The organism is Planomonospora algeriensis (assembly GCF_977012225.1).
Map to the genome: position 1 here is coordinate 14504 of NZ_CDRNDK010000010.1, position 23207 is coordinate 37710.

General features: G+C 72.2%; 27 protein-coding genes and 1 pseudogene. 18 read left to right on the plus strand and 10 right to left on the minus strand.

Going from position 1 to position 23207, the window contains the following annotated elements; translation table 11 throughout:
- Nucleotides 1-31: 31 nt before the first annotated feature.
- From ACWJ6R_RS02240 to ACWJ6R_RS02270, 7 genes and pseudogenes are all read right to left on the minus strand, one after another.
- Nucleotides 32-1582, minus strand: coding sequence for a fibronectin type III domain-containing protein (locus ACWJ6R_RS02240; protein WP_449060592.1), 1551 nt, complete (start codon nucleotides 1580-1582; stop codon nucleotides 32-34).
- An 81-nt stretch (nucleotides 1583-1663) separates the two neighbouring features.
- Nucleotides 1664-3043, minus strand: a complete 1380-nt coding sequence (locus ACWJ6R_RS02245; protein WP_449060593.1) for a fibronectin type III domain-containing protein — start codon at nucleotides 3041-3043, stop codon at nucleotides 1664-1666.
- Between the two features lie 83 nt (nucleotides 3044-3126).
- Nucleotides 3127-3675 (minus strand): annotated as a pseudogene (locus ACWJ6R_RS02250) (fibronectin type III domain-containing protein); the annotation flags it as partial.
- Between the two features lie 59 nt (nucleotides 3676-3734).
- Nucleotides 3735-4211, minus strand: coding sequence for a hypothetical protein (locus ACWJ6R_RS02255; RefSeq protein WP_449060594.1), 477 nt, complete (start codon nucleotides 4209-4211; stop codon nucleotides 3735-3737).
- Nucleotides 4211-4696, minus strand: a complete 486-nt coding sequence (locus tag ACWJ6R_RS02260; protein ID WP_449060595.1) for a hypothetical protein — start codon at nucleotides 4694-4696, stop codon at nucleotides 4211-4213. Before ACWJ6R_RS02260 ends, ACWJ6R_RS02255 begins: the two co-directional genes overlap by 1 nt.
- A 73-nt stretch (nucleotides 4697-4769) precedes the next feature.
- The gene (locus tag ACWJ6R_RS02265) at nucleotides 4770-7055 is read right to left on the minus strand and encodes a fibronectin type III domain-containing protein (protein WP_449060596.1); all 2286 of its coding nucleotides are present in this window, start codon (nucleotides 7053-7055) and stop codon (nucleotides 4770-4772) included.
- Nucleotides 7056-7067: 12 nt separating this feature from the next.
- Nucleotides 7068-11336 carry a hypothetical protein gene (locus tag ACWJ6R_RS02270; RefSeq protein ID WP_449060597.1) on the minus strand — a complete coding sequence of 1423 codons (4269 nt, stop codon included), beginning with the start codon at nucleotides 11334-11336 and terminating at the stop codon, nucleotides 7068-7070.
- A 100-nt stretch (nucleotides 11337-11436) separates the two neighbouring features.
- On the opposite strand from ACWJ6R_RS02270, the gene ACWJ6R_RS02275 reads away from it, so the two are divergent.
- Genes ACWJ6R_RS02275 through ACWJ6R_RS02300 form a run of 6 tightly spaced genes read left to right on the plus strand, consistent with a single transcriptional unit; the run spans nucleotide 11437 to nucleotide 14908 of the window.
- Complete coding sequence (locus ACWJ6R_RS02275) at nucleotides 11437-11787, plus strand: hypothetical protein (RefSeq protein ID WP_449060598.1); 351 nt, start codon at nucleotides 11437-11439, stop codon at nucleotides 11785-11787.
- A complete protein-coding gene (locus ACWJ6R_RS02280; protein ID WP_449060599.1) occupies nucleotides 11784-12143 on the plus strand; it encodes a hypothetical protein in 360 nt (119 codons plus the stop codon). The genes ACWJ6R_RS02275 and ACWJ6R_RS02280 overlap by 4 nt, the downstream gene beginning before the upstream one ends.
- A 16-nt stretch (nucleotides 12144-12159) precedes the next feature.
- A complete protein-coding gene (locus tag ACWJ6R_RS02285; RefSeq protein ID WP_449060600.1) occupies nucleotides 12160-13161 on the plus strand; it encodes a hypothetical protein in 1002 nt (333 codons plus the stop codon).
- On the plus strand, nucleotides 13161-13733 hold the full coding sequence (locus ACWJ6R_RS02290) for a hypothetical protein (protein WP_449060601.1): 573 nt from the start codon (nucleotides 13161-13163) through the stop codon (nucleotides 13731-13733). Before ACWJ6R_RS02285 ends, ACWJ6R_RS02290 begins: the two co-directional genes overlap by 1 nt.
- Nucleotides 13730-14299: a hypothetical protein gene (locus ACWJ6R_RS02295; RefSeq protein ID WP_449060602.1), complete on the plus strand. Its 570-nt coding sequence runs from the start codon at nucleotides 13730-13732 to the stop codon at nucleotides 14297-14299. The genes ACWJ6R_RS02290 and ACWJ6R_RS02295 overlap by 4 nt, the downstream gene beginning before the upstream one ends.
- 21 nt (nucleotides 14300-14320) lie before the next feature.
- Complete coding sequence (locus ACWJ6R_RS02300; protein WP_449060603.1) at nucleotides 14321-14908, plus strand: hypothetical protein; 588 nt, start codon at nucleotides 14321-14323, stop codon at nucleotides 14906-14908.
- A gap of 258 nt (nucleotides 14909-15166) precedes the next feature.
- On the opposite strand, the gene ACWJ6R_RS02305 is transcribed toward ACWJ6R_RS02300, so the two are convergent.
- Together ACWJ6R_RS02305 and ACWJ6R_RS02310 are read right to left on the minus strand one after the other, a co-directional pair.
- Nucleotides 15167-15748: a hypothetical protein gene (locus ACWJ6R_RS02305; RefSeq protein WP_449060604.1), complete on the minus strand. Its 582-nt coding sequence runs from the start codon at nucleotides 15746-15748 to the stop codon at nucleotides 15167-15169.
- A 143-nt stretch (nucleotides 15749-15891) separates the two neighbouring features.
- Complete coding sequence (locus ACWJ6R_RS02310) at nucleotides 15892-16476, minus strand: phage tail tube protein (RefSeq protein WP_449060605.1); 585 nt, start codon at nucleotides 16474-16476, stop codon at nucleotides 15892-15894.
- Between the two features lie 221 nt (nucleotides 16477-16697).
- Between ACWJ6R_RS02310 and ACWJ6R_RS02315 the strand changes: the two genes are divergently transcribed.
- From ACWJ6R_RS02315 to ACWJ6R_RS02325, 3 genes are all read left to right on the plus strand, one after another.
- Nucleotides 16698-17027: a hypothetical protein gene (locus tag ACWJ6R_RS02315; RefSeq protein ID WP_449060606.1), complete on the plus strand. Its 330-nt coding sequence runs from the start codon at nucleotides 16698-16700 to the stop codon at nucleotides 17025-17027.
- A gap of 89 nt (nucleotides 17028-17116) precedes the next feature.
- Nucleotides 17117-17452, plus strand: coding sequence for a hypothetical protein (locus ACWJ6R_RS02320; RefSeq protein ID WP_449060607.1), 336 nt, complete (start codon nucleotides 17117-17119; stop codon nucleotides 17450-17452).
- A gap of 72 nt (nucleotides 17453-17524) precedes the next feature.
- Nucleotides 17525-17848 carry a hypothetical protein gene (locus tag ACWJ6R_RS02325; RefSeq protein WP_449060608.1) on the plus strand — a complete coding sequence of 108 codons (324 nt, stop codon included), beginning with the start codon at nucleotides 17525-17527 and terminating at the stop codon, nucleotides 17846-17848.
- A gap of 116 nt (nucleotides 17849-17964) precedes the next feature.
- On the opposite strand, the gene ACWJ6R_RS02330 is transcribed toward ACWJ6R_RS02325, so the two are convergent.
- Nucleotides 17965-18090 (minus strand): hypothetical protein, encoded by a 126-nt coding sequence (locus ACWJ6R_RS02330; RefSeq protein ID WP_449060609.1) that lies wholly within the window; start codon nucleotides 18088-18090, stop codon nucleotides 17965-17967.
- An 81-nt stretch (nucleotides 18091-18171) separates the two neighbouring features.
- Here ACWJ6R_RS02330 and ACWJ6R_RS02335 point away from each other — a divergent pair, with 81 nt between their 5' ends.
- The 9 genes from ACWJ6R_RS02335 to ACWJ6R_RS02375 all read left to right on the plus strand — a co-directional run.
- Complete coding sequence (locus tag ACWJ6R_RS02335; RefSeq protein WP_449060610.1) at nucleotides 18172-18735, plus strand: hypothetical protein; 564 nt, start codon at nucleotides 18172-18174, stop codon at nucleotides 18733-18735.
- 27 nt (nucleotides 18736-18762) lie between these two features.
- On the plus strand, nucleotides 18763-19113 hold the full coding sequence (locus ACWJ6R_RS02340; RefSeq protein ID WP_449060611.1) for a hypothetical protein: 351 nt from the start codon (nucleotides 18763-18765) through the stop codon (nucleotides 19111-19113).
- 55 nt (nucleotides 19114-19168) lie between these two features.
- On the plus strand, nucleotides 19169-19576 hold the full coding sequence (locus ACWJ6R_RS02345) for a DUF6248 family natural product biosynthesis protein (RefSeq protein WP_449060612.1): 408 nt from the start codon (nucleotides 19169-19171) through the stop codon (nucleotides 19574-19576).
- Nucleotides 19577-19685: 109 nt separating this feature from the next.
- Complete coding sequence (locus tag ACWJ6R_RS02350; RefSeq protein ID WP_449060613.1) at nucleotides 19686-20594, plus strand: hypothetical protein; 909 nt, start codon at nucleotides 19686-19688, stop codon at nucleotides 20592-20594.
- A gap of 178 nt (nucleotides 20595-20772) precedes the next feature.
- Nucleotides 20773-20979, plus strand: coding sequence for a hypothetical protein (locus tag ACWJ6R_RS02355; RefSeq protein ID WP_449060614.1), 207 nt, complete (start codon nucleotides 20773-20775; stop codon nucleotides 20977-20979).
- 82 nt (nucleotides 20980-21061) lie between these two features.
- Nucleotides 21062-21382, plus strand: a complete 321-nt coding sequence (locus tag ACWJ6R_RS02360) for a hypothetical protein (protein ID WP_449060615.1) — start codon at nucleotides 21062-21064, stop codon at nucleotides 21380-21382.
- Nucleotides 21383-21458: 76 nt separating this feature from the next.
- On the plus strand, nucleotides 21459-21839 hold the full coding sequence (locus tag ACWJ6R_RS02365; RefSeq protein ID WP_449060616.1) for a hypothetical protein: 381 nt from the start codon (nucleotides 21459-21461) through the stop codon (nucleotides 21837-21839).
- Between the two features lie 151 nt (nucleotides 21840-21990).
- A complete protein-coding gene (locus tag ACWJ6R_RS02370) occupies nucleotides 21991-22467 on the plus strand; it encodes a VUT family protein (RefSeq protein ID WP_449060617.1) in 477 nt (158 codons plus the stop codon).
- A 16-nt stretch (nucleotides 22468-22483) separates the two neighbouring features.
- The coding region (locus ACWJ6R_RS02375) for a hypothetical protein (RefSeq protein WP_449060618.1) at nucleotides 22484-23207 on the plus strand (724 nt) is incomplete at its 3' end.

Genomic DNA, 23207 nt, shown 5'->3' on the forward strand with positions numbered 1-23207 from the left:
TACGCCGCGTCGTACAGCGGGATGTCGGCGCTCAGGCGCCGCCGCCGCCCAGCGTCACCTCAAAACTGACGTTCTGCAGCGGCAGCGAGTCGATCGGCAGATGCGAATCCCAGTCGTACAGCACGTACTCGTACGGCGGCGCCGCCCCGCTCAGGTCGGCCAGCGTGGTGGCCTGCAGCATGGTGCGGGCCGTACGGTTGCCGAGCTCATCGGTGGCATCCACGCCGACCGTGTACGTCACGCCCGGGGTGAGCCCGGTGAAGGTGTAGACCCTGCTGGGGATCTCGGCGACGCGCAGCCCGCCCAGGTACAGGCCGTACCCGGTCACGCCCACGTTGTCGTCCGTGCTCGCGTTCCACGCCAGCGTGATCGCGGTCTTGGACGTGGCCACCACCTGCACCGCGCCGGGCATCGTTGGCGGGCTCGTGTCGGCCTGCGCCCGCACTGTCCGCGTCCCCCGCGCCGACCGGTTGCCGAGCAGATCCAGCGCGTCCACGCCGATCGTGTAGACCGCGCCGGCAGTCAACCCGGTGAACGTCCGCGTCCGGCCCGTCTGGTCCGACCCCTGCTTCTGCCCGTTCAAATACACGCCGTACCCGGTCACCGCGGACTGGTCGAACGGCGTGTCCCACGCGACGCTGATCTTCCCCGCGCCCAGGCCGGTCACCCGGATCACCGGGGTCAACGGCGGCGTCGTGTCGTTGATCGGCGTGATCGTGATCTCCGCCTTCTCCGACCGGTTGCCCGCATAGTCGTAGGCGTCGACGGAGATCGTCACCGACACGCCCGGCGTCAACCCCGAAAACGTCGCCGACCGCGAGCTCGTCGAGGACTTCTCGACGCCGTTGAGGTACGTCGTGTACCCGGCCACCCCGGTGTCGTCGCCGGAGGCGTCCCAGGCGACCGTCACGCTCGTCGGCGTCATCTTCGTCAGCCGCAGATCACCCGGCATCGACGGCGCCTGCTCGTCCGGCGGCACCTCCGGGAAGAACACCGCGGCGGCGAACCCGAACGTGCCCGGGATCGTCGCACCCGAGAAGGCATAGGAGGCGCTGATGCCGGTCTCATACGCCGCGGAGCTGACGTGCCACGACGTCGTGGACCCGCCATCGGTCGTCGGCGTCGCCATCGACCACTCCCGGTCGACCTGCCCCGGCCACGAGATCGACGCGTAGCTGCCCGCCGACAGCAGCGCGGCCCCGCCCACCATCACGCCGCCGGAGCGCGGCATCGTGTCGTTGAACGCCGTCCCGCCGGACCCGGTCTTGGCGAGCGTCCCCGACAACTCCATCGGCCCGATGACCTCGACCATCGAGATGTGAACCTTGATCGTGCTGATCGACGTGCTCGCGGTGAACGACGACTCCCCGCCATCGGCCTTCTTCGTATACAGGCGCATGGAGAAGCCCGACCCGACATGCTTCTGCTGCTCGTAGCCGCCCGTGGTGCCGGTGACCGGCACGCCCGACGACACCATGACCACCAGCCAGTTGCCGGCCGTCGCCGGACTGAACGTGATCGTGTGCGACGAGCGGGCACCCGTGTCCCCCGCGTTGTACGTCCTTGACTGCGCGACCGACATACGCCACGCCCCCCGTCCCCCGATGCGGTGATGCGGGACGGGAGCATGACGAAATGCCCGCTTAACGTCGCGGCGGCCCGATCACACCCACGCGTCGTAGGCCTCGACCACCAGCCGCGGCGACCCGGGAGCACCATCGACGGCCTGCCCGGCCACGGTGAGGGTGTTGACGCCGGGCAGCAGCATGAACCAGGCGGGCAGGTGCGCCACCGCGGCCCGGCCCGGCCGCGGCACCGGCCAGATCTCCACCGGCACATGCGCCGACACCTGCCGGGTCGCCAGGTCGAACTCCAGGCCGTAGCGGGGATCCGCCGGTAGGGACGAACCGGTCATGGCCCGCATGACCGTCCCCGACTCGTGGTGGGTGATCGTCCACTCCCGGATCGGCCCGTACAGGCGCAGCCGGGCCGGGATCTGCGGGTAGGTGCCGGCCATCGTCAACGTCAGCGACGCCTCCCCCGGCAGTTCGTCCACGACCGCGGACGCCGAGACGGGCACCACCGCGTACCGGCGCGGATCAGCCGCCTTCAACGTCAGCACCCACCGGAACGCGACCGACCCGATGTCGGTGATCTCGACCTGCTCGGCGAGCCGCACCCGCGCCTGCCGGGTCCGCAGCGCGTCCTCCACCCGCAGCACGCCGAGCTCGCGCGGCTCGAGCACGGCCGCGATGCGCTGCTTGGCCGCCAGCATCCTGGCCCGGGACGCGGCGACCGCGGTGCCCTCCAGGGTGATGATCCGCGATCCGTACTGGCCGGCGCTGGCCCACCCGCCATCGGCGCCGCCGAGCGTGGCCGAGCGCGGCCGCACGGTCGGCGTGGACGCCCACCCGGCCGCCGCCTCCACCACCCAGTCCACGCCGTGCTCGTCGCGGACGTTCCCGGCCCACGCGCCGAGCCGGTAGACCGGCGACTCCAACGGCAGGAACGGCACCGGCACCGTGCCCACGGTGACCGTGTTGTCGGCCGACTCCTGCCCGAGCTCGTCCACCGCGGCGACCCGCACCTGGTAGTCGACGCCCGATACCAGGCCCGTGATGGTGTGCCGGCGCGTCACCGGCCCGTCCACCGTGTAGTCGGTGCCCGGCGTGGAATGGACCGGCTCCCCGTCGAGGTAGACGCGGTAGCCGATCACGCCGAAGTCGTCGTCGGAGCCGCCCCACGCCACCGTGATGGACTCCTCGCCGGTCTCCACCAGCACGCCCGGCACGGTCGGCGGCGTGTCGTCCAACGTGGTGACCGTGATCTCTGCCGGCGCCAGGGCGCGCTGCCCGAGCACGTCGACGGCCCACACCCGCACCGTGTGCTCGGTGTTCTCGGTCAAGCCCGTGAAGACCGCGGTGCGCTCGGTCTGGTTCGCGGCGACCACGTCGCCGTCCAGGGCGACGTCATAGCCGGTGACGGGGTCCTCGTCGCCGGCCTCGTCCCACGCCACCGTGAAGCTGGTGTAGGTGACCTCCATCGTGCGCAGGTTCGGCGGCGCGCCGGCGGAAGGTCCGGCGCGGTCGCCGCGGCGAGCGCGGCCCGGCCGGACCGGTTACCGGAGGCGTCGACCGCGTCGACCTCGACCAGGTAGTCCGTGCCGGCGGTCAGCCCGGTGAAGACGACCGTCGTGGCCGCCTGGTCGCCGCCGTGCCGGTCGCCGTCCAGCCACACCCCGTACCCGGCCACCGCGACGTTGTCGCCCGCCGCTTCCCAGGAGACCGTGAGCGTCGTGCGGGTCCGCGCCGCGACCGCCAGCCCGGCCGGGACGGTCGGCGCGGTCACGTCCGGCGTCGCCGCGACCAGCGGCACCCGGTCGGACCGGTCGGTGCCGTCGGTCGCGTCGACCTCGACCAGGTAGGAACGGCCCTCCACGAGCCCGGAGAAGACGACCGTCGTGGCGGTCTGGTCGTCGCCCTGGCGGACACCGTCGAGCCACACGCCGTACCCGACCGGCGCGTTCCCTTCCAGCGGCGGATCCCACGCGACCGTCAACTCGGTCGGCGTCGCCGCGGCCACCCGCACATCCACCGGGGGCGGCGGCAGCGTCGAGATCGGCGGGCCTGCGGTTCTGGCCGCCGGGGCAGGGTAAGCACGGCCGAAACGAGCCATGAGCAGGTCACCTCACCAGGAGAAAGGCGAATAGGCAGAAGAAGAGGGGTGAGGAGGAGCTACCAGCGGGACGCGCGGGCGACGGCGGCCGCCGTGTTGGCCAGCACCCGAACCGGCGCATCATCAACGACGAACGTCAGGTCGTCGATGAACGCCGCATCATCGGACGGGGACCCCGAGCCGTCCTTGGAGTAGCGGAACGTCAGCGTGTTGCCCGGCGCGACGTCGAACTCCGGCGACTGCGTCCACGGCACGTCCCCGGCCGATGTGACCTCGGTCTTCTCCGCCCCGTTGATGAGGAAGAAGAACTTGTCGTAGGTGGCTTCCGAGCTCACCCGGTACCAGAAGCGGACCTTGGAGGCGCCCGCCGGCACCGTCACCCGCGTCTCGCTGGTCGCGTTGTCGCCGATGTCGGCGCTGCGGAAACACCCGGCGCCCCGCGGAGTCGTGTAGACCGTGCCCGTCGTCCGGAACCAGTCGCCGGAAAACGACACCACATAGCTGGTGTCGTTGAAGTCCTCGACCAGCTCGCCCACTAGTGGCCCTCACGCCAGTACAGCTGCGCCGTCACATCCACGGTGGCGGCCGCGTGCGTCACGACGGCCAGCCACTCGCCCGGCGCGACGACCACCTCGTCGCCGAGCGGGATGAACTCCCCCATCCCCGCCTGCGGGTGCAGCCGCTGCGCGAACACGATGTCGCCCAGCGTCGGCTCCGTGCCCCACGCTCCGGACGGCCCCTTCACCGCGGTCATCGCCGAGACCGGCGCGGCCGCCTCCAGCCGCACGACCGGCACCGTAGCCGGCGCGCCCGAGCCGCTGCCGCCGCCGGCGGCGGTCTGCCGGGCGATCAGCGTCCGCACCGGCTGCGCCGTGCTCGCCGTGCCCCGGTAGGAGATGCGGTAGCCGAACACGGCGATCCGGTGCGACGCCGGGTTCGCGGCCGGGTTGGTGATCTGCAGGATCGTCTTGATCGCGGTGCCCGTCGCGACGTCGTCGGCGATCGCGGTGTATTTGGCCACGCTGCCCCCCTCGAATGCGGTGAATTCCCGGGCCGCGAGTATGGCGGCCCAGGCCGTTAACGTCGCCGCACTGTCACCGCCAGGCGTCCCACGCCTCGATCACCATGCGCGGGCTGCCGACCTGGCCGTCGACCTTCTCCCCGGCCAGCGTGAGCGTGTTCACCCCGCTCGACAGCGCGAACCGGGCGGGGAACGCGCCGAGCATCCCCCGGCCCGGCCGCGGCTCCGGCCACACCTCCGGCGGCACATGCGCCAGCACCACCCGCGTTGCCAGGTCGAACTCCAGGCTGTAGCGGGAATCGGCCGGCAGGACCGTGCCCGGCTTCGCCCGGATCACCAGCCCCGACTGCTCGTGGGTGATGCTCCACTCCCGGATCGGCCCCCACACGCGGATCCGCGCCGGAATCCACCGGTAGTCGCCGTTCATGACGATGCGCGCCGACGCCGACCCCGGCATCGTCTCGATGGCGACCTCGTCGTAGACGGGCCGCATCGCGGTACGGCGCGGGTTCGGCGCGACCAGGTTCAGCACCCACGAGAACGCGACCGCGCTCCGGTCGCTGATCTCCACCTCCCCGGCCAGCCGCACCCCCGCCTTCCGCGTCAGCCCGCCGCCCTCCTGCACGCGCAGCGTCCCGAGCTGGTGCGGGTACAGCGCCGCGGTGATCCGCTCCTGCGCCGCCAGCATGCCCGCCCTGCTGCTCGCCACGGCGGTGCCCTCCAGCGTGATGCGGCGCATCCCGAACGCGCCCGGCCCCGAGAACCCGCCGTCGCTGCTGTCGGATTCAGCGTCCAGCGGCAGCACGTCCGCCGTCGATGACCAGCCCTCTTCGGACTCGACCACCCAGTCGACGCCGTACCGGTCGCGGGCGTTTCCCGTCCAGCCCTCGAGCCGGTAGACCGGCGCCGCGATCGGCGTCCAGTCCGCCGGCAGCGTGGTCACCTCGACCTGTACGGCCGGGCCGCGGCCGCCGCCGTCATCGACGGCCCGCACCCCCACCGTGTAGACGCTGCCCGGGTCCAGGCCGTCGATGACGTAGCCGAGCGTGGCGGTGGCGGCGGTCACCTCCCCGTCCAGCAGCACCTCATACCGGGCGATCCCGAGATCGTCGTCGGCCGGCTGCCACGCCAGCGTCACCTCCTCCACGCCCGCTGTGGCGGTCACGCCGGGCGGGGCGCCCGGCAGCGTGTCCACCAAGGTGGTGAAGTCCAGGGTGGCGATCGGTGAGCGGTTCCCGGCGGTGTCGACGGCGTCCACCCCGACCGCATACGCCCTTCCTCGGCCCAGCCCGAGGAAGGTGCGTTCCAGCTCGGGCTGGTCGTCGCCCTGCTTGCTCCCGTCGAGGTAGACGCCGTACCCGGCGAGCGCGACATCGTCGGAGGCCGCATCCCACGCGATCGTCGCGGTCGTGTGCGCCAGGTCGGCCAGCCGCACGTTGCCCGGCGCGGTCGGCGCCGCCAGGTCGGTGATGGCCATCACCGAGATCGTGGACTTCTCCGACCGGTTGCCGGCGGAGTCGCGGGCGTCCACCCCGATTTCGTACGTGGTGCCCTTCGTCAGCCCGGTGAAGGTGTACGTCCGCGCTGTCTGGTCGCCGCCGCGCTTGGCCCCGTTGAGGTAGATGCCGTACCCGGTCACGGCCCGGTCGTCGGACGCGGGCTCCCAGGCGATCGTCACCGTCGTGTCCTGCACGTCCGTGGTGTGCAGGCCCGGCGGGACGGAGGGCTTGACCATGTCGGAGACGCCGAACCCGACGAACGCGGCGTGCGCCTGCCCGGCGCCGCTCAACGACTCCCGGTAGGTGACCCGCCCGGGAGACGGCAGCGCCCCGGCGTAGAACTGGGCGCCGTTCAACGTGCTGGAGAACCCGCCCGAACTGGAGCTGATGTCGGCGATCGCCGGCGTCCACGCGTTCGGCGAGACCCGCCCCTCTATCCCGTTGGCGGAGTCCCTGAAGCGCTCCAGCACGCCGAGCACGACGCCCACCGCGGCGGGCACGTCCACCGGGCTGCACGAGATGCTGGTGGCGCCTGCGGCCGCGTCCCCGGAGGTGGCGAACAGCACCTCCGGGCAGTCGTCGCGGACCTGCACGTACAAGATCATGCCGTCGTTCAGGGCGCCGCGCGTCACGGTGACCGACGTCTCGCCGCCTGCCGCCACCTTGGAGTAGATGTGCGCGTGGTCGTAGCCGTCCGCGGCCGCGTGCCTCGTATACCCCGAGGTCGTGACCGTGGGTGCGTTGTAGGAGGCGACCAGCAGGATGATCCGGTCGCCGGCGCGGGCAGCCGGGAAGAACGACACCGTCGTCGCGTCCGACGACTTCGACGCGAAGTTGTACGCCTGAGCGATGACCCCCATGCAGAGCCCTCCTTATCCGACCAGCGCGCCGAGACGGCGGGCGGCCTGGTTGCCGATCTGGACCTCGTCCTGGCCGGGCTGCGGGTAGACGTTCACCGTCGCGTCCCCGACCCGCCCGCCCGAAGCGGTCTCGGCGGGCCGCGGCCGCGCCGCCGACCGGGACGCCTGATACAGGGCCGCCGACCCGGTCACCACGCCGCCGCGGGCGAACCGCTGCAGGTTCCCGCGCCGGGCGGCGCTGTTGACGGCGTTGATCCATCCCGTGCCGAGCCACCGCGCCGCCTCCGGCCGCAGCCACGCCTCACCGGGGGAGACCGCGGCGAGCATCGTGTCCCGGCCCGGCGCGTACCCGGGCAGCACGCCGTACGCGCCGCCCGGCACGATGCCGCCGCGCGCGAACCCGAGGGAGACCGTGGGCAGGCGGCCGAGCCCGACCTTGTCGGCAATCCAGTTCCACGCCGCGGCGATGCCCTTGTTATAGATCGTCTCGACCACGAACTTGATCGGCGCCTTCGCGACGTCCTGCAAGCTCTTCCACACCGTGCCGATCAGCGCGACCCCGGACTTGAAACCGTCCGGCAGGGTCTTGGTGATGAAGTTCCAAAAGGACGTCAGCGGCGGCTTGATGTACTTCTCCCACGCGGTCTTCAGGCCGGTGGAGATGTTGTCCCACGCCGGCTTGATCGCGCTGTTCCACAGCCACAGCGCGGCCGGCCCGAGGGTGTTCTTGAAGAACGTGCCCAGCGCCGTCAGGGCGGGCCGGATGATGTTCTCCCACGCCGTCTTGATCGCCGTCGAGATGTTCTGCCAGGTCGGCTGGATCACAGCCGTCCACAGCGCTTGCACGGTCGGCCACAGCTGGTTCTTCAGGAACCCCCACAAAGCCGTCAAAGCTGGCTTGATCACGTTGTTCCACGCGGCGGTGATCGCCCCAGAGATCGACCTCCACGCCGTGTCCACGAAGGCACGGAAGCCCTCGATGTTGTTGTAGGCGTAGATCACCCCGGCGACCAACGCGGCGATCGCCAGCACGACCAGGGCGATCGGGTTGGCGTTCATCGCCGCGTTCAGCAGCCACTGCACAGCCGTCCACGCCGCGGTCGCCGCCCGCACCACGCCGGTCGCCACCGCCGCCGCGCCCTGCTTGACCGCCGCCAGCCCGGCCTGCAGCGCGACCCTGCCGTACGCGGCCGCCAGCTTGCCGACCTCGAGCGCCGCCGTGGCGGCCGCCTTGCCGTACTGGGCGACCTTCCCCGCCCCGGCCTGAGCCAGATCGACGGCCTTGCTCGCGCCGGAGGAGACGGCCGTGCCGACGCCCTTGGCTGCCGTCCCGGCCTTGGACATCAGGTTGGCCGGGTTGACCTTCGCAAACCACGACGTCGGGTCGATCTTCGTCTTGGCCGCGCCGATCAGGTTCGCCGGGTTGACCTTCTGCAGCAGGTTGGCCGGGTTGATCTTGGCGAACGCGCCCTTCACCTTCGCGGCGAGGGTGCCGGCGAACACGTCCAGGCCCTTGGACTGGATCAGGCCGGTGAGCGCGTCCTTGAGCATGCCGCCGCCCTTGGCGACGGTCTGCCCGGCCTGCTTGGCGCCCTGGGCGACCTTCTGCCCGGCGTTGCCCGCCTTCGTGTCGCGGCCCTTGCCGCCGAGCCCGCCGACGAAGTCACCGGCGCCGATCCCGGCCTTGACCAGTCCGGCCGGGGCCTTCAACGCGAGCCCCATGAGCTTGATGGCCGAGCCGAGCCCGCCGAACTTGGCGACCAGCAGCAGCAGCGCGCCGAGCGGGCCGAGGATCGTCAGCACCGCGGCGCCGAACTCGCTGCCCGCGACGTCGCGCAGGACCCCGACCAGGTCACGCAGGATCCCGAGCACGCCGACCAGCGCGCCCGGGTCCAGCGCCCCCGTCAGGTCTTTGAACAGGCCACCGATGTCCTTGAGTAGTCCGCCGGCCTCCTGCATGACCGGCACGAGGGAGTCGAAGAACTCCCGCGCCGCGGCCTGCGTCTCCGGCTTGGCCGCCCACTCGGCGAACCGCTCGGCGCCCTGCGCCAGGTCCTCCAGCATCGTCCGTCCTGAGGGGGCGGCGGCCTTCCCCAGCGACAGCAATCCCAAGGTGACGTTCTTGATGATCCGCCACAGCTTGGAAGCGGCTTCCCACGAGCGTTCCAGGAACGCCCGGAACCGCTCCTGGCCGTCCTTGGACGCGGTGAAGTCGTTGAACCGGTCGGCGGCGTCCTTGATCCGCTTGGACAGCAGCACCACGAACGGCATCGAGATACGGATCAGCCGGGTCACGCCGGAAAACGCCGCGATCCCGGCCTTACCGAAGTTCGAGACCGCGGTGTTGTTGCCCGCCATGATCTGCGACACGTCCTGCCGGAAGCCCTTGCTGCCGAACAGTTCACCGACCTCAGCAGTCAGGTCACCGACCGTCTTGCCGGTGACCTTCATCCCGTCGCGCAGCGTCCCCAGGAACGGCATCGACGCCTTCACCCCGGCCATCAGGCCGGGCGCAAGCGCCTCCTGCGTCGCCTTGCGGATCTCCGACAGCGCCGGCCGCACGGTGCCGTGCAGGTACAGCACGAACGCCCGCATCGACGGCGTGAGGTTGGCGAGCGCCTCAGCAACCGGGTCACGGCCGCCGCCACCGCCGCCCGCCGGCGCAGCCGCGGCCTTCTTCGCGGCCTCCTGCTCCTTCTTGGCCTGCGCCAGCGCGGCCTTCGCATCCTGGGCGGCTTCGCGGGCGTTGCGCCGAGACCGGCGAGCCCGCTCCAAAGCCTCCTCGGCGTCGCGGACCCGCTTCTTGGCGGCAACGATCGCATCGTCGGCCGCCTCGATGCGCCGCGCGCCCTCTTCGGCCTGCCGGGCGGCGTCCTTGCGGGCGTCGGCGATGGCTTTCTCCGCCTCCAGGATCCGCTCCTGGGCGTCCACCAGCCGCTCCTGAGCGGCCTGCACCTCCTTGGAGCCCTCAACGCCGCGCGCGTCGGCGTCGGCCTTCTCCTCCTTCAGGTCACCGTTGCGTTCCTTGACCTCCTCCAGGCGCTGCAGCGCCTGCCGGTACGCCAAGTCGGCTTCCCGCTTGTCCAGGTCGGACGCGAACGGATCGGCCATGACCTTCTGCAGGCGCTCCTTGGCCCGCTCGATCCCGATCTGCGCCGACTCCTCATCCAGCGCCCCGCCCTTGGCCGCCAGCGCCAGGTCCTCCAAGCGCTCCTTGGCGGCCTTACGCGCATCGTTGAGGGACTCCTGCGCCCGCTGCGACGCCTTGACCGCGTCCGCGTAGGACCGTTCGGCGTCCGCGACCCGCTCGGTCGCGCGTTCGGCGGCCTCGGCGACGGACTCGGCGACCCGGCCCACGTTCTCCCGCGCCGCCTGCACCGCCTCGACCGCGGCCGCGAGGTTCTCCTCCGCGTTGCGGACGGCCCGGTTGGAGTCGATGACCGCCTCACGGCTGTTACGCACCGACCGTTCCGCCTGTTTGATCCGCTCAGCGGCCTGCTCGACGCGCGCCGCCGCGGCCTCCCGGGCGGCGGCGGCCGCGCCCGCAGACGCGCCCGACGCCTGGTCGGCCTGCGACAGCGCACCCAGCGCGGTGCCAACACCGTTCAACCCGACCACGAGCCCGGCGATGCCTTGCAGGGCGGCGCCCGCCACGCCGGGCAGCACCGCCAACGCCCCGGCCGCCTGCCCGGCCGCCGACACCAACCCGAACAGGCCCGCGCCGAGCTGCCCGATGCTGGCCGCCAGGAACCCCACCCCGGCCGCCAGCATCGGAAACGTCGCGATCTTCGCGGTGACGTCCGCCAGCCCCGACAGGTCCGGCATGTCGATGTGGAACGGCAGCGAGATCGGAGACGACCGTTGCTCACTGCGGAACCGGTCGGTCTCCTCCCGCGCCGGCTCGGTGTCAGCGCCCACCTCCACGGTCGCCGTGGCGTCCTGGGCGGCCGCTTCCACATCGCTGCGCAACCGGCCCGCGTCGATCTCGGGAGTGAACTGGATACGGACCCCGGCCCGGCTGATGCCGTCCAGGTCCCGCTGGAGATGCGACCGGTCGACGGTGGCGCGCATCCGCACCTGCGTGGCCCGCTCCGCCGCCCGCGCGGCCGCGTCCGCCTCCACCGCCACCCGGCGGGCGTCGATCTCCGCCGCGAGTGTCGCCTTGACGCCGCGCACCCGCCGATCAACGTCGCGCTGCAGCCGCGCCCCGTCGACCTCCGACAGGTCCGCGACGACCTTGATGTCGATCCGGCCGCCGTCGATACCGCCGAGCTCGTCCACGCGTCTTCACCCCCCGATGAGCCGCAGGGAGGGTGACGCAAACCGGAGCTAACGTCGCGCCGGGCGACGCAAAGCCGCCCGGCTGGCACCATGCGCCGCTGTGACTGCCGCGTATCTGCCCCTGCTGATCGAGCAGGGCGCCGCCTTCGTCCACGAGCTGGCCCTGGCTGACGACGGCGGCCCGATCGACCTGACCGGTTACACCGCCCGCATGGACATCCGCCCGCACGCCGGGTCGACCACGCTGCTGCACCAGCTCACCACCGGGCCCGCCGGCGGCCTCAGCATCGACGGCCCGGCCGGTCAGCTACGGCTCCGCATCCCCGCCGCGGCGACCCGCACCTTCCTGTGGGAACGCGCCGTCTACGACCTGCTGCTCATCGGCCCGGATGGGGAACCTGACCGGCTCATCGAGGGCCCGGCCACCGTGAAGCCCGGGGTAACGCTGTGACCCTGCACGACCCGGTGATCGTGGAGACGGTCGAACGGCGCACGACCATCCATGTCCAGACCCGCCCCGCGCTCGTGCAGGTCCGACTCCCCGGCGTCCAAGGACCACCCGGCCCGCCCGGAGAGCCGGGCGCACCCGGCCCACCCGGCCCGGAAGGTGGCGCCGCCCAGTACGACCATGTCGTCGCCGCCCCGTCCCTGGTGTGGGAGGTCTCCCACGCGATGGGCCGCCAGCCGACCGTCACCACCTTCACCGCCGCCATGGAGACGATCCACGGTGACGTGTCGCACCCGGCCCCCACCACGGTGCGCGTCACCTGGGCCGTCCCCGTGGCCGGCCTGCTCCGCCTCACCTGATCACCTGGGGGACCTCGTGCCGAACTGGTACAGCCAACACCGCTTCAACAAGATCCCGCTGCTCGGCCTCGTGCCCGAGGCGTCGGCCACCGAACCGGCCGATGCGGTGCCGTTCCAGTTGTGGGCCGACACCGCCGCCGGGAAACTCAAGTGGCGCACGCCCACCGCCACGTGGATGGCGTTCGACGACGTCGCGGACGGCGCGATCACGAACGCGAAAATCGCCTCGAACGCGGGCATCGCCCTGTCCAAGCTCGCCACCAACCCCCTGTCCCGGGCCAGCCACACCGGAACCCAGACCGCGTCCACGATCTCCGACTTCGCGGCGCAGGTCCGCGCCAACCGCCTGGACCAGATGGCCGCGCCCGGCGCCGACGTGTCCGCCGGCGGCTACCGCATCACCAGCCTCGGCACCCCGCAAGACCCGAACGACGCCGCCCGCCTGGCCGACATCCAGGCCGCCGCCGCGGGCATCTCCGTCAAACCGGCCGTGCGCGCGGCCACCACCGGCCCCGTCACCCTGTCCGGCCTCCAGAGCGTGGACGGCGTCGCCCTGCAGATCGGTGACCGGGTCCTGGTCAAGGACCAGACCGACCCCGCGGACAACGGCCTCTACGCCGCCGCCGCGGGCGCCTGGACCCGCACCGCGGACGCTCTCGCCCCGAACACGTTCGTGTTCGTGTCCGCCGGCAGCACGCTGGCCGACACCGGGTGGGCGATCAGCACCGACACCCCCATCACCCCGGGCACAGCCATCGTCTGGGCGCAGTTCGCCGGCGGCTCCACCGGCGGCTCCGGCGGTTCCTACGCCGCGACCCTGCCCGAGCTGACCCCCGGGACCCCGGCCACCGTCACCCACAACCTCGGCACGAAAGACGTGACCGTCGCCTTCTACGACCTGGACACCGGCGCCGACGTCGTCCTCGACGTGGTCGCCCGCCCGGACGCCAACACCGTCCAGGTCCGCGCCGACCTCGCCGTGCCCGCCGCCAGCGTCCGCGTGCTGGTCCGGTCCTGATGGCCCGCCCGCTGGCAGCGCTGCGGCTCGCGCAGCTGGACGCGCCACCCTCCCCGCCCCCGTACGGGTACGGCACCGTCTACGCCGCCTTCGGCGGACGGCTGGGTTTCGCCGACGCCTTCCGGCCGGCGATGCCGCTCACCCCTGCGCAGCTCGTCGCCGACACGGACGTCACCTGCCCCTTCGCCGGCGCGCCCGTGCCCGCCCACGACCTGCCCGTGGACACCGGCACCTACTACCTGCGCTACGCGGCCACCTACACCGGGTCGGTGGCCTCCACCGGCATCCGCGTCCGCCTGGACGGGCCGACCGCGTCCAAGGTCGCTCTCCAGGTCCACCGGTACACCAGCGTCACCGCGTGCTCCAGCACCACGCTCACTGGACTCGGCGTCTTCTCGGACAGCTCCAACGCCTCCAACACCACCACGCCGCTGCCGATCATCATCGAGGGGATGATCACGGTCGCGCTGGGCGGCACCCTGACCCTGTCGGTCGCCTCGACCACGTCCGGCGGCACCGTGGCGTGGAAGGCGGGATCCAGCCTCACCGCCTCGTGGGCGACCCAGTGGTGAGGCATCTCGGGGGCGTCCCGATCGCCGCGTTCGAGACCCCCGTCCCGGACCCCGGCGAGTACGGCCTGTACGTCAACTCCATAGTCGAGCCGCGGCTGATCGTGGACGGCTCCGGAGTCAAACCGCTGCCGGCCATCATGGACAGCCCCTTCGAGGACATCAACCTGCCACCGGGCACCTACATCTACATCGACACCCTCAGCCTGCCGGCGACCGCCGGCCGGTGGGCGTTCAACCACAGCATCCACTACAGCGTGACCGGCGCCACCCAGCAGACCGTCTTCTGGGGCCTGTTCCAGGGCTCTGCCGCCTGGGAGTGGTGCACCGCCACGATCACCCGCAACCACGACACCGGCGGCACCGAGACCACGTGGAACACCGTCGCCGACGGCGGCAGCATCATCGAGGGCGCCCGCGTGTCCACCGGGGGCGGCTACTTCGTGCAGATCGAGGGCGTGCTGTCGTTCCCGCAGACCGGCAACCTGCTGCTGGCCTGCAACGCCGGCGGCGCCGACGTCACCATCTCGCAGGCCAGCACGATCACCCTCACCCCCCTGACCGCGTAACCCTGCCCTGGGGAGAATCCGATGGCCACCCACCTCAGCCGCGTCCTCCTGCCCGCCCTGGCCGCGCCGCCGACTATCCCTGAGCCGGGCGTCACCCTGCTGTACGGGCGCACCACCGGCCGCGTCTGCGCCGCCACCGCCGACATCGTGGACGCGCCGCTGCTCGGCGTCCTGGCCCGCCTGGACGCGCCGGTCGCCACCTCGGCGACGGCCGCCACCGACCTCACCGGCCTGGCCCTGCCCGTGCAGGCCGGCGGCACCTACCTGCTGCGGTGGGTCCTCGGTTACCAGACCGGCACGACCGGCGCCGTCATCCGCGTCGCCGTGAACGGGCCCGCGGCCTCGGCGGTGTGGATCCAGGTGGAGACCATCACCAGCCGGGCCGCGTTCCCCTCCACCCGCCGCGCGCAGACCCTCACCGCCTACAACACGCTGACCGCGGCCCCCACCACCACGCCGGCGGTCGGCGCCGTCTGCCCGGTGATGATCACCGCCCGGGTCGCGGCCACCGCGTCCGGCACGGTCCGGCCGCGCTTCGCCAGCAGCGTCTCCGGCTCAACGATCACCGTGGCCGCGGGTTCGTACGGCATCGCCCGCTGGACCCCCTGACCTCGGATGCCAGCGAGCCGGGCAGGCCGTACGCCTACCCGGCTCAGGAGATGACGTTCGCCGTCGCCGCCATCACCGCGAACGCGTGCTCCATGCCCGTCTTGCCGCTCTTGCCCGTCACCCAATCCGGCCGCATCACCTTGCGCGGCTTCGGTCGGCGCTGTTCGGCGGCCAGGACCGCCAGCTCCTCGAGGATCTGCGTCAGGATCTCGTAGTCACGCGGCCACGGGTCAGCCCGCTGCTCGGGCGTGGTGTGGATCAGAGCGTCGGCGGGGAGCCGATCGGCGAGGGCGAGGAACCGGCGGACACCGACGAACCCGGCAGCGCCGGGACGTCGCCAGGCTCCTCGGGCGTCGACGCCGGGATAGTGGCGGGCGAAGTCGGCGTCGAGGTCGTCCCACCGCTCACAGAGGCGGAGGACGGCGACGATTCCCCCAGGCCCACCCCGTACACCCTGGCGAGACCGCGCACGAGCGCGATCACGTCATGCACGGACGGCCGGGCCGCCAGGAACGCCGCATACCCGTCGTCGCCGAGCAGCCGGCGGGCCATCTCCTTGGCCGCGGCCATGACCTGCTCGGGCAGCTCCTGATTGAGGATGAGCTGGTCCACGACCATGTCGATGACGGCCATCGTCGCCGCGGCCGGGTCTTTTCGGGCCGCGTCCAGCGCGGTGCGGACGATGAGCCCGAGGTCGACGGCGACCCCGGTCAGCGGCTCGAGCACATCCAGCGGCAGCTCGGACGGCAGCACCGCCAGGTCGCGGCCGCGGAACCGCAGCGGGAAGGTGTCAGCGGTCGCGGCGGTGCGCTCCGCGCGGATGGCATCAAGGTCCAGCATCCCCGTGGTCCTCCAGGTAGGTGGGGCAAGGTACGGGGCGGACGGTAGGCGACGGCGGGCTTTGCGTCGCGCCGGGCCAGATACGACGGGGGCGCCCGCCGGTACGGCGGGCGCCCCTTGTCCGCGGCGTGCGCAGTCTGCTTCTACACGGGCGTCGGGTCGAACGCCGCCCACGTTCCGGACAGCATGTCCCAGTAGGGGGCGCCGACGTCGCCTCCGAGGACGGACAGGCGCAGCGGCAGCGTGCTCGCGGCGGTCTTCTCGAACGACTGCTCGACGCCTTCGGCCTGCTCGCACCGCGGCACCATCCGGCGCAGCTTGCGGGTGCCGTCCGTCAGCTCGATGCACGCCGCCGTCTCGGTGCGGGCGCCGATCGCCGGCGGGGTGAACCGGTAGTAGGAGACGGCGCCCTCGCCGGTCGGCGTGACCTCCTCGATGGTGCCGCCGCCGTACACCGCGCGGAACGAGGCCAGGGTCCACTCCAGGAGGTTGACCTCGATCGTGGCCGCGTCCTCGGTCTGCCAGCGCCTCACCGCGTAGTTGGACTGGTGGGCGCGCGTCTCCTCGAACTTCGGGTCGGTCTTCCAGTTGTAGGAGTCGGGCGTGAACAGGCCGATGTCGTACCAGGCCGAGGGCATCGGCACGACGACGCCCTCCGGCGCGGGCGTGCCCACCGGGGCGAGCCACAGCCGCGCCTGCTGCGGAATGAAAACGTTCTCGGCACCCATGCGGGGTTCCCTCCCAGGCACTCGCAGCCCCGCCCGCGCAGGCGGGCAGGGCGTGACAGGTTGGGGACCCGGGCGCAGACAGTAGGGGCGAAACGCGTTTACGTCGCGCCAGGGGAGCGCTGAGCAGGGCGGCAGGACGTTAACGGGCGAATGCGCTACACGTCTGCGGCCATGACGGGCAACAGCAGCAGGGCGGCCGGCCGACCGGCCGGGCGGCGGTCATGAACGCGGCCAGCGCCGCCGTGGTGGCGGTAGTCGAGTGGGTGTGCCTGGGGATGCCGCTGGCCATGGCGGCAGCACTGGCCGCCTACGCGGTCGGGGTGCGGTGCGGCCGGGCGCGGGGGGAGCGGGAGCGTGCCCGGCTGGCGCGGCGGGTGGAGACGTTCACGACGATCCTGCGGCCGGTCGCGGCGGCCGCGCGGGTGGGGCGGTTGCGGTTCTGGTTGCCGCCGCGCGATCTGGCGGTGCTTTCGGTGCTGGTGGAGGAGCCGGGCGAGGACGGCGAGGCGCTGGCGGCGCTGGAGGAGATGTTTCATCCGCCTCCCCACTAGACACCAGAATAAATCTCCCCTACACTTTTGAGAGTGAGTAGGGGGGAGCGGTTCCCCCGGCCACACCGACCCCAGGAAGGGACACCACAATGAGCACGCGACCCCACGCCGGGTACCTCACCAACGACCTGACCGGCCTCGGCCTGATCGACCTCGGCCTCGACGCCGGGCAGATCGGCACCTGGGACGCGATCATGACCCGCACCTGGCGCGGCTACGGCGTCGAGGTCGAGGTCCGCGAGGACACCGCCGACGTCACGCTCCGCCTGTTCGGCTGGGGCGACCTCTACGGCGGCGAGGACACCTACCGCCACGGCCACCTCGCGCAGACGGTCTTCCCCGCCGAGTGGCCGACCGCGCTGCTGCTCGCCACCATCGCGGCCGCCGTCGCCGCGAACGTCGAGACCGCGCTCATCCCCGCCTGACACCCCACCCCCGCCCGCCCGCGCTCGAGCCGCCGGGCGGGCACCCCCCAACGCCTGAAACGGAGCACACCCGTGAAGATCAACACCCTCATCCCCGTCGTCTTCCACACCGAGCGGTTCCGCAACACGATCACCGACCACACCCCGGAGCCCATCTACACCGCCCCCCGCATCACCAAGACCGGATGGGAGGCCGCCACCACCGGCTGGGGCGTGTGGGAGCTCTACCAGAACGGCGTCTTGCGCGGCTACCTCGAGGGCGGCCGCACCTGGATCGCCATCGCCAAGCCGGACGTGGCCTCCCCCGGCGTCGACCTCGGAGAGTTCCCCACCCGCGAGGACGCCGCCGACGCCATCGCCGTCTACGTCACCGCCTACGCCCTGCTGGCCGCCTGACCACCGCCCGACCGCGCCCCGCCCGCCCGCCGGGCGGGCGCCCTCCCTCCTGGAGCGCCACCTGTGAACCCTCTCGGCACCGTCGCCTGGCTGCGCGCCGCCCTGGCCCGCCGCCGCTACACCGCCCCCGACACGCTGCCCGTTGCCGTCTCCGCCCCCGACAGCACCAGCGCCCACCTCATCACCACCCGCATCCAGTTCGGCCACCTCACCCCCGCCACCGCCCCCGGCTGGAACGGCACGGCCGGACGCATCACCCGCCACGGCGACGGCCCGGCCGTCGCGCCCTCACCGTCCGGCCCGCGCCCGCCGACTACGCCGACATGGACCGCGCCCCCAGCGCCGCCACCCTCGCCCGCATGCTCGCGGCCGCCGAGCACGTCGACCCGCACCTGCCCCTCGCCGTGCCCCTCATCGGCTCCGATGGCCTGTACGCACCCCTCCACCACCTGTTCGGCATCGAGCCCTACGACTACGACCCCGACGCGGCCGACCAGTGCAACGTGTGGGGCCTCGAGCCGGGCGACGGCGCCGAAGTCCTCGCCCTGTGGCCCGCCCCCGACTTCCCCGCCACCGCCCCGGCCGACTGGTTCCGCCGCCTGACCCAGGGCAGAACATGGACCGGCGCGGACGACCGGACCCGCTGGATCACCGACATGACCCGCGCCGAAGTCCTCGAGGCCCTGGCCACCCTCGAGGACAAGGCCGAGTGGATCGCCGAACAGGTCACGCGGGCACTGGTCACCACCCCGTCCGCCGCGATGTCCGTCGACCGTCCCGCCGGGACCCGCACCCTCATGCAGGAATGCGGCATGGCCGCCGCCGACCCGCGCGGCTGGATCGCCCAGACGCCGCTCGCGCAGGCCCTCGCCTTCCACGCCTCCTGACCCCGCCGATCAGCAAGGACAACACCGATGGACTGGTACAGCCGTTTCGACCAGAACGAGGTCTGGATCGACAACGACGGCAACAAGACGCCGATCGCCCACATGAGCCCCCGCTACGCCCGCAACATCCTCGTGTTCATCGAGCGCCACAACGAGGGCATCGCGCGGGCCGCCGCCAACGCCCTGATGGACGTGCCGCTCCCGTCCGCCGGGACGCACGCCTACGACGAGGTGTCGGCCAGCGCCGACGCCGAGACGGCCGCCATCCTCGCCGACCCGACGGGTTGGCTCGCCCAAACCCCGCTCGTGCAGGCCCTGACCGACCGGGCCGCCTCCTACATCGGCCGGCACGTCCGCCGCCTGCCGCAGCCCGTCTGACCCCCGCGACCGCCCCGCCCCGCCCCGTGCGGGGCGGGGCATGGAGCCCCCTGCCATGAACGCCGTACTCTTCGCCGCCGACCAGGCCAAATGGATCCGCGCCCACGTCTGGACGCAGACCATGCGGAACACCCACCGCCACGTCCCCCGCGCCGCGGCCTCCTGCTCCTGCCAGTCCGGGCCGAGCGGCTGGTGCCTCGGCGGCCAGCACGGCCGCTGTCAGGCCACCAGCGGCCTGCCGCACCCCGAGACGTACATCACGCTCAAGAACGAGACCGTCGTGTCGTTCGCCGTCCCCTACGAGCACCCGACCTTCAGCGCGGTCGGCGCCCACCGGCAGGCGTTCGCCCAAGTGTGGCTCGCTGACCGAACCTGCCGGTACGTGTGCCCCTGCCTGTGCCACACCGCGCCGCCCGGCCCGGTCCAACTCGATCTCCTCGACTTCTGCGACACCGCCGCCTGAACCCGCCCCGGGCGGCCCCGCTCGAACCGCCCGGGCGCTACGCCCGCACCGGCGCAAGCCTGCCCCCGTCCACGAAGACCAGACCAGCCTGTAACCCGAGGAGCCCCTCATGGCACGGCACTGCTACGTCCCGAAGAACTTCACCACGGCCCACCTCGACATCATCACCAAGGCCAACGCCATCTGCGCTGACTACGCCCGCCAGGGCTTCGACCTGACGCTCCGCCAGCTCTACTACCAGTTCGTGGCCCGCGACTGGATCCCGAACTCTCAGAAGGAGTACAAGCGGCTCGGCGAGATCGTCTCCGCCGCCCGCCTCGCCGGCGCGATGGACTGGGACTACATCGTGGACCGCACCCGCAACCTCCGCGACCTCGCCCACTGGGAAAGCCCCAGCGACATCGTCCAAGCCGTCGCCCATCAATACCGCACCGCCCGGTGGGCCAACCAGCCTCACCGAATCGAGGTGTGGATCGAGAAGGACGCTCTAGTCGGCGTGATCGCCGGCGTCTGCGAGCGTAACGACGTGCCGTACTTTTCCTGCCGCGGCTACACCAGCATCAGCGAGGTCCACCAGGCTGCCCAGCGGCTCATCGGCTACCAGGAGGCCGGGCAGAAGCCCGTCATCATCCACCTGGGCGATCACGACCCGTCCGGTGTCGACATGACCCGCGACATCCGTGACCGCCTGGAGTTGTTCGGCACCGACCTCGAGGTGATCCGCATCGCCCTCAACATGGACCAGGTCCGCCGGTACAACCCGCCGCCGAACCCTGCCAAGCTCACCGACTCCCGGGCGGGCGCCTACCTCCGCGACCACGGCCGCAACTCATGGGAGCTCGACGCGCTCGACCCGGCGACCCTGGACCGGCTTATCTCCGACCAGATTGACGAACTGCTGGACCGGGAGCAGTGGGCGCAGGACAGCGCCGAGATGGAGAAGCAGCGCCGCCTGCTGGCCGCCGTATCCGACCAATGGGACGACGTCGCCCGGTACGTCTCGGATGACGCCGCGTAGGCCAGCGGTCCGCTGCTCCCAGCCCCATCAGCCCCGGCCCGTACCTCTCCGGCCGTGACCAGTCCCACGCACCCGAGCCCGCCCGGCCTCCCGCTGCCGGCCCGGCGGGCACGCCGGAAACCCACCCTCGCCTGCGACGGCCAGACCGCCGTGTAGCCCGCACCCCTTGGGAGAAGCCATGTTCCAGTTCCCGAACACGCACGCCGCCGCGCTCGACCTCGTCCACGGGCATCTCGAGCGCTACGACTGCGACCTTGACGCCTACCTCGAGGTGGAGCGCTCCGAGCACGCGCTGGTGGTGTCGGTCCGGCCAGGCGGGCAGGAGAAGGCCATCGGCCGGTTCGAGGTCACCGTCCGGCCGCTCCCGGCCGAGCCGGACGAGTAGCCCCTGCCCATTGCCCCATAAATAAATATGCCCTACGCTTTTAAGTGTTGAACCGTTCCCTGTGAGCCAGGAGAAACCCCTCATGCCGCACGACCGCACCGAGCCGATCACCCTCAACCCGCCCGGCACCCGCATCCCCTTCAACGCCGAACCCGTCTTCACCACCCGCGAGGTCCGGATCAAGATGCTCGCCCAGGAGACCGTCCTCCCGTGGCGCGACGCCGTCGCCATCGGCGAGGCCCTGGTCTACGCGGGCCGCGCCGTCGAAGCCGAGCCCGACCACTACCTGGTGGACGAACTGGCCGAGGTGATCACCGGCTTCGGCACCGCCGACCCCGCCGCCCTGGCCCGCCACCTGCTCGCCTCCGGCTACCAGGCACCGGTCGAGATCGACCCCTGCTGACCCGTCCACCCCCGCCCGGCACCACCGCCGGGCGGGGACCACCCCCTCACCCGCCCCGCTCCTCGAGGAGACCCCCGTGACCACCGTGACCGCCCGCGAGATGGCCCGCACCTACGCCGCCGAGGCCCTGCGCTCCCGCGTCATCGCCGACTTCCACACCCCCGGCCGCGACGCCGGCGACGCCGTATCCCGCCGCTGGAGCCTCATGGACGCCACCGCCCGCGCCGAATACGGCGTCGCCACCCTGCTGGCCGTCATCGCCGAGCACCTGCCCGAGCAGGCCGACGAGATCGCCTGCAACTTCCAGCAGGCCCTGGAGGACGGCACCCGCGAACCGCTGATCCGCTGGCTCGGGTGGGAGCCCGACGTCGACGCCGGCGAGATCATCGAGGACGCCGAGAACATCGCCGAGACCATCACCGAAGAGGACCGGGCCGCCCGCGCAGCCCTCAGATGACGTTAACCACCTGACCGTGTTCCATCCCAGCCGACCAAACCCCCTCAAGGCTGGGACCAGCGCACTCCCAACCTCCGAGGCCCCCGAGGTTGGGAGTGTTCTCGTTGCACCGACATGCCGCCGTCTGGCCGGCCGCCGCCTTCTACGCGGCGTGCATCCTCGCCGCGAACTGGCTCACCAGCCGGTACGGCGCCGTCCCCGTAGGGTTCGGCCTCACCGCCACCACAGGCACCTACGCCGCAGGCCTGGCCCTGCTCGCCCGCGACCTCCTGCAAGACACCGCCGGGCGCCGCGCCGTCCTCGCCGCGCCTGCGGCGGCGCCGCCCTCAGCGCCCTGCTGTCCCCGGCCCTCGCCCTGGCGTCCGCGGCCGCGTTCCTGGTCGCCGAACTGCTCGACATGGCCGTCTACTCGCCGCTGCGCGCCCGCCGCTGGGCTGTGGCCGTGCTCGCCAGCAACACGGTCGGCGCGGCCGCCGACACGGTGCTGTTCCTGCTCCTGGCGGGCTTCCCCGTCACCGGCCCGGCCATCGCCGGGCAGCTCGTCGGCAAGGTGATGTGGGCGACGCTCCTGCCGGTCCTCCTCACCGTCGCCGCGCGCCGTGTGGTATCTCGCCAACCCCTCCACTGAACGCGTCCGCGCCGCGATGCGGGACCCGTCGACCGGCCTGGGCACCATCCTGACGCCCGGCCAGGGCAACCGCTTCGACCCGCGCTTCGTCCGCTGGTGCGCCGACAACGGATGCTTCAACGAAGGCAGGCGCGGCTACCCCGGCGACGAGCCGTACCTGGCGTGGCTGGAGACCCTGCTCCCGCACGCCGCCACTAACCTGTTCGTCACCGCCCCCGACGTCGTCGGCGACGCCGCGGCGACGCTCGAGCGGGCCGCCGACATGATCCCCCGCATCCGCGCGGCCGGCCACCGCCGCGTCGCGCTCGTCGCACAGAACGGCCTCGAGCGCCTGGCCGTTCCGTGGGACACCTTCGACGTGCTGTTCCTCGGCGGCGGCCCGGAATGCGCCCCGTGCGGGTACGTGCGGCCGCACCGCGCCACCGGCAAGCACTGCCCGCGCTGCGCGGCGCCGCTCGCCGAGTGGAAGACCGGCCCGGCCGCCGGCCGCCTGGCCCGCGAAGCCCTCACCCGCGGCAAGCGTGTGCATATGGGCCGCGTCAACAGCTACCGGCGGCTGGTGCGGGCACACGAGTTCGGATGCTTCTCCGCGGACGGCACCTACATCACGTTCGGCCCGGACGTGAATCTGCCCCGGGTCCTGCGTTGGCTGGCCGACATCAGGGAGCTGGAGAAGAAGACCGCCGCCCGGCCGACCCGCCGCCGGCGTGGTGCCGTCCCGGCCCGCCGCGCCTCGAGCG

Bases quoted from the DNA above. Each gene is read 5' to 3' on its own strand.
- ACWJ6R_RS02240 (WP_449060592.1), bottom strand. From the start codon at position 1,582: ATGTCGGTCGCGCAGTCAAGGACGTACAACGCGGGGGACACGGGTGCC.
- ACWJ6R_RS02245 (WP_449060593.1), bottom strand. From the start codon at position 3,043: ATGGAGGTCACCTACACCAGCTTCACGGTGGCGTGGGACGAGGCCGGC.
- ACWJ6R_RS02265 (WP_449060596.1), bottom strand. From the start codon at position 7,055: ATGGGGGTCATCGCTCAGGCGTACAACTTCGCGTCGAAGTCGTCGGAC.
- ACWJ6R_RS02290 (WP_449060601.1), top strand. From the start codon at position 13,161: ATGGCCCGCCCGCTGGCAGCGCTGCGGCTCGCGCAGCTGGACGCGCCA.
- ACWJ6R_RS02300 (WP_449060603.1), top strand. From the start codon at position 14,321: ATGGCCACCCACCTCAGCCGCGTCCTCCTGCCCGCCCTGGCCGCGCCG.
- ACWJ6R_RS02305 (WP_449060604.1), bottom strand. From the start codon at position 15,748: ATGCTGGACCTTGATGCCATCCGCGCGGAGCGCACCGCCGCGACCGCT.
- ACWJ6R_RS02310 (WP_449060605.1), bottom strand. From the start codon at position 16,476: ATGGGTGCCGAGAACGTTTTCATTCCGCAGCAGGCGCGGCTGTGGCTC.
- ACWJ6R_RS02315 (WP_449060606.1), top strand. From the start codon at position 16,698: ATGAACGCGGCCAGCGCCGCCGTGGTGGCGGTAGTCGAGTGGGTGTGC.
- ACWJ6R_RS02320 (WP_449060607.1), top strand. From the start codon at position 17,117: ATGAGCACGCGACCCCACGCCGGGTACCTCACCAACGACCTGACCGGC.
- ACWJ6R_RS02335 (WP_449060610.1), top strand. From the start codon at position 18,172: ATGGACCGCGCCCCCAGCGCCGCCACCCTCGCCCGCATGCTCGCGGCC.
- ACWJ6R_RS02340 (WP_449060611.1), top strand. From the start codon at position 18,763: ATGGACTGGTACAGCCGTTTCGACCAGAACGAGGTCTGGATCGACAAC.
- ACWJ6R_RS02345 (WP_449060612.1), top strand. From the start codon at position 19,169: ATGAACGCCGTACTCTTCGCCGCCGACCAGGCCAAATGGATCCGCGCC.
- ACWJ6R_RS02350 (WP_449060613.1), top strand. From the start codon at position 19,686: ATGGCACGGCACTGCTACGTCCCGAAGAACTTCACCACGGCCCACCTC.
- ACWJ6R_RS02355 (WP_449060614.1), top strand. From the start codon at position 20,773: ATGTTCCAGTTCCCGAACACGCACGCCGCCGCGCTCGACCTCGTCCAC.
- ACWJ6R_RS02360 (WP_449060615.1), top strand. From the start codon at position 21,062: ATGCCGCACGACCGCACCGAGCCGATCACCCTCAACCCGCCCGGCACC.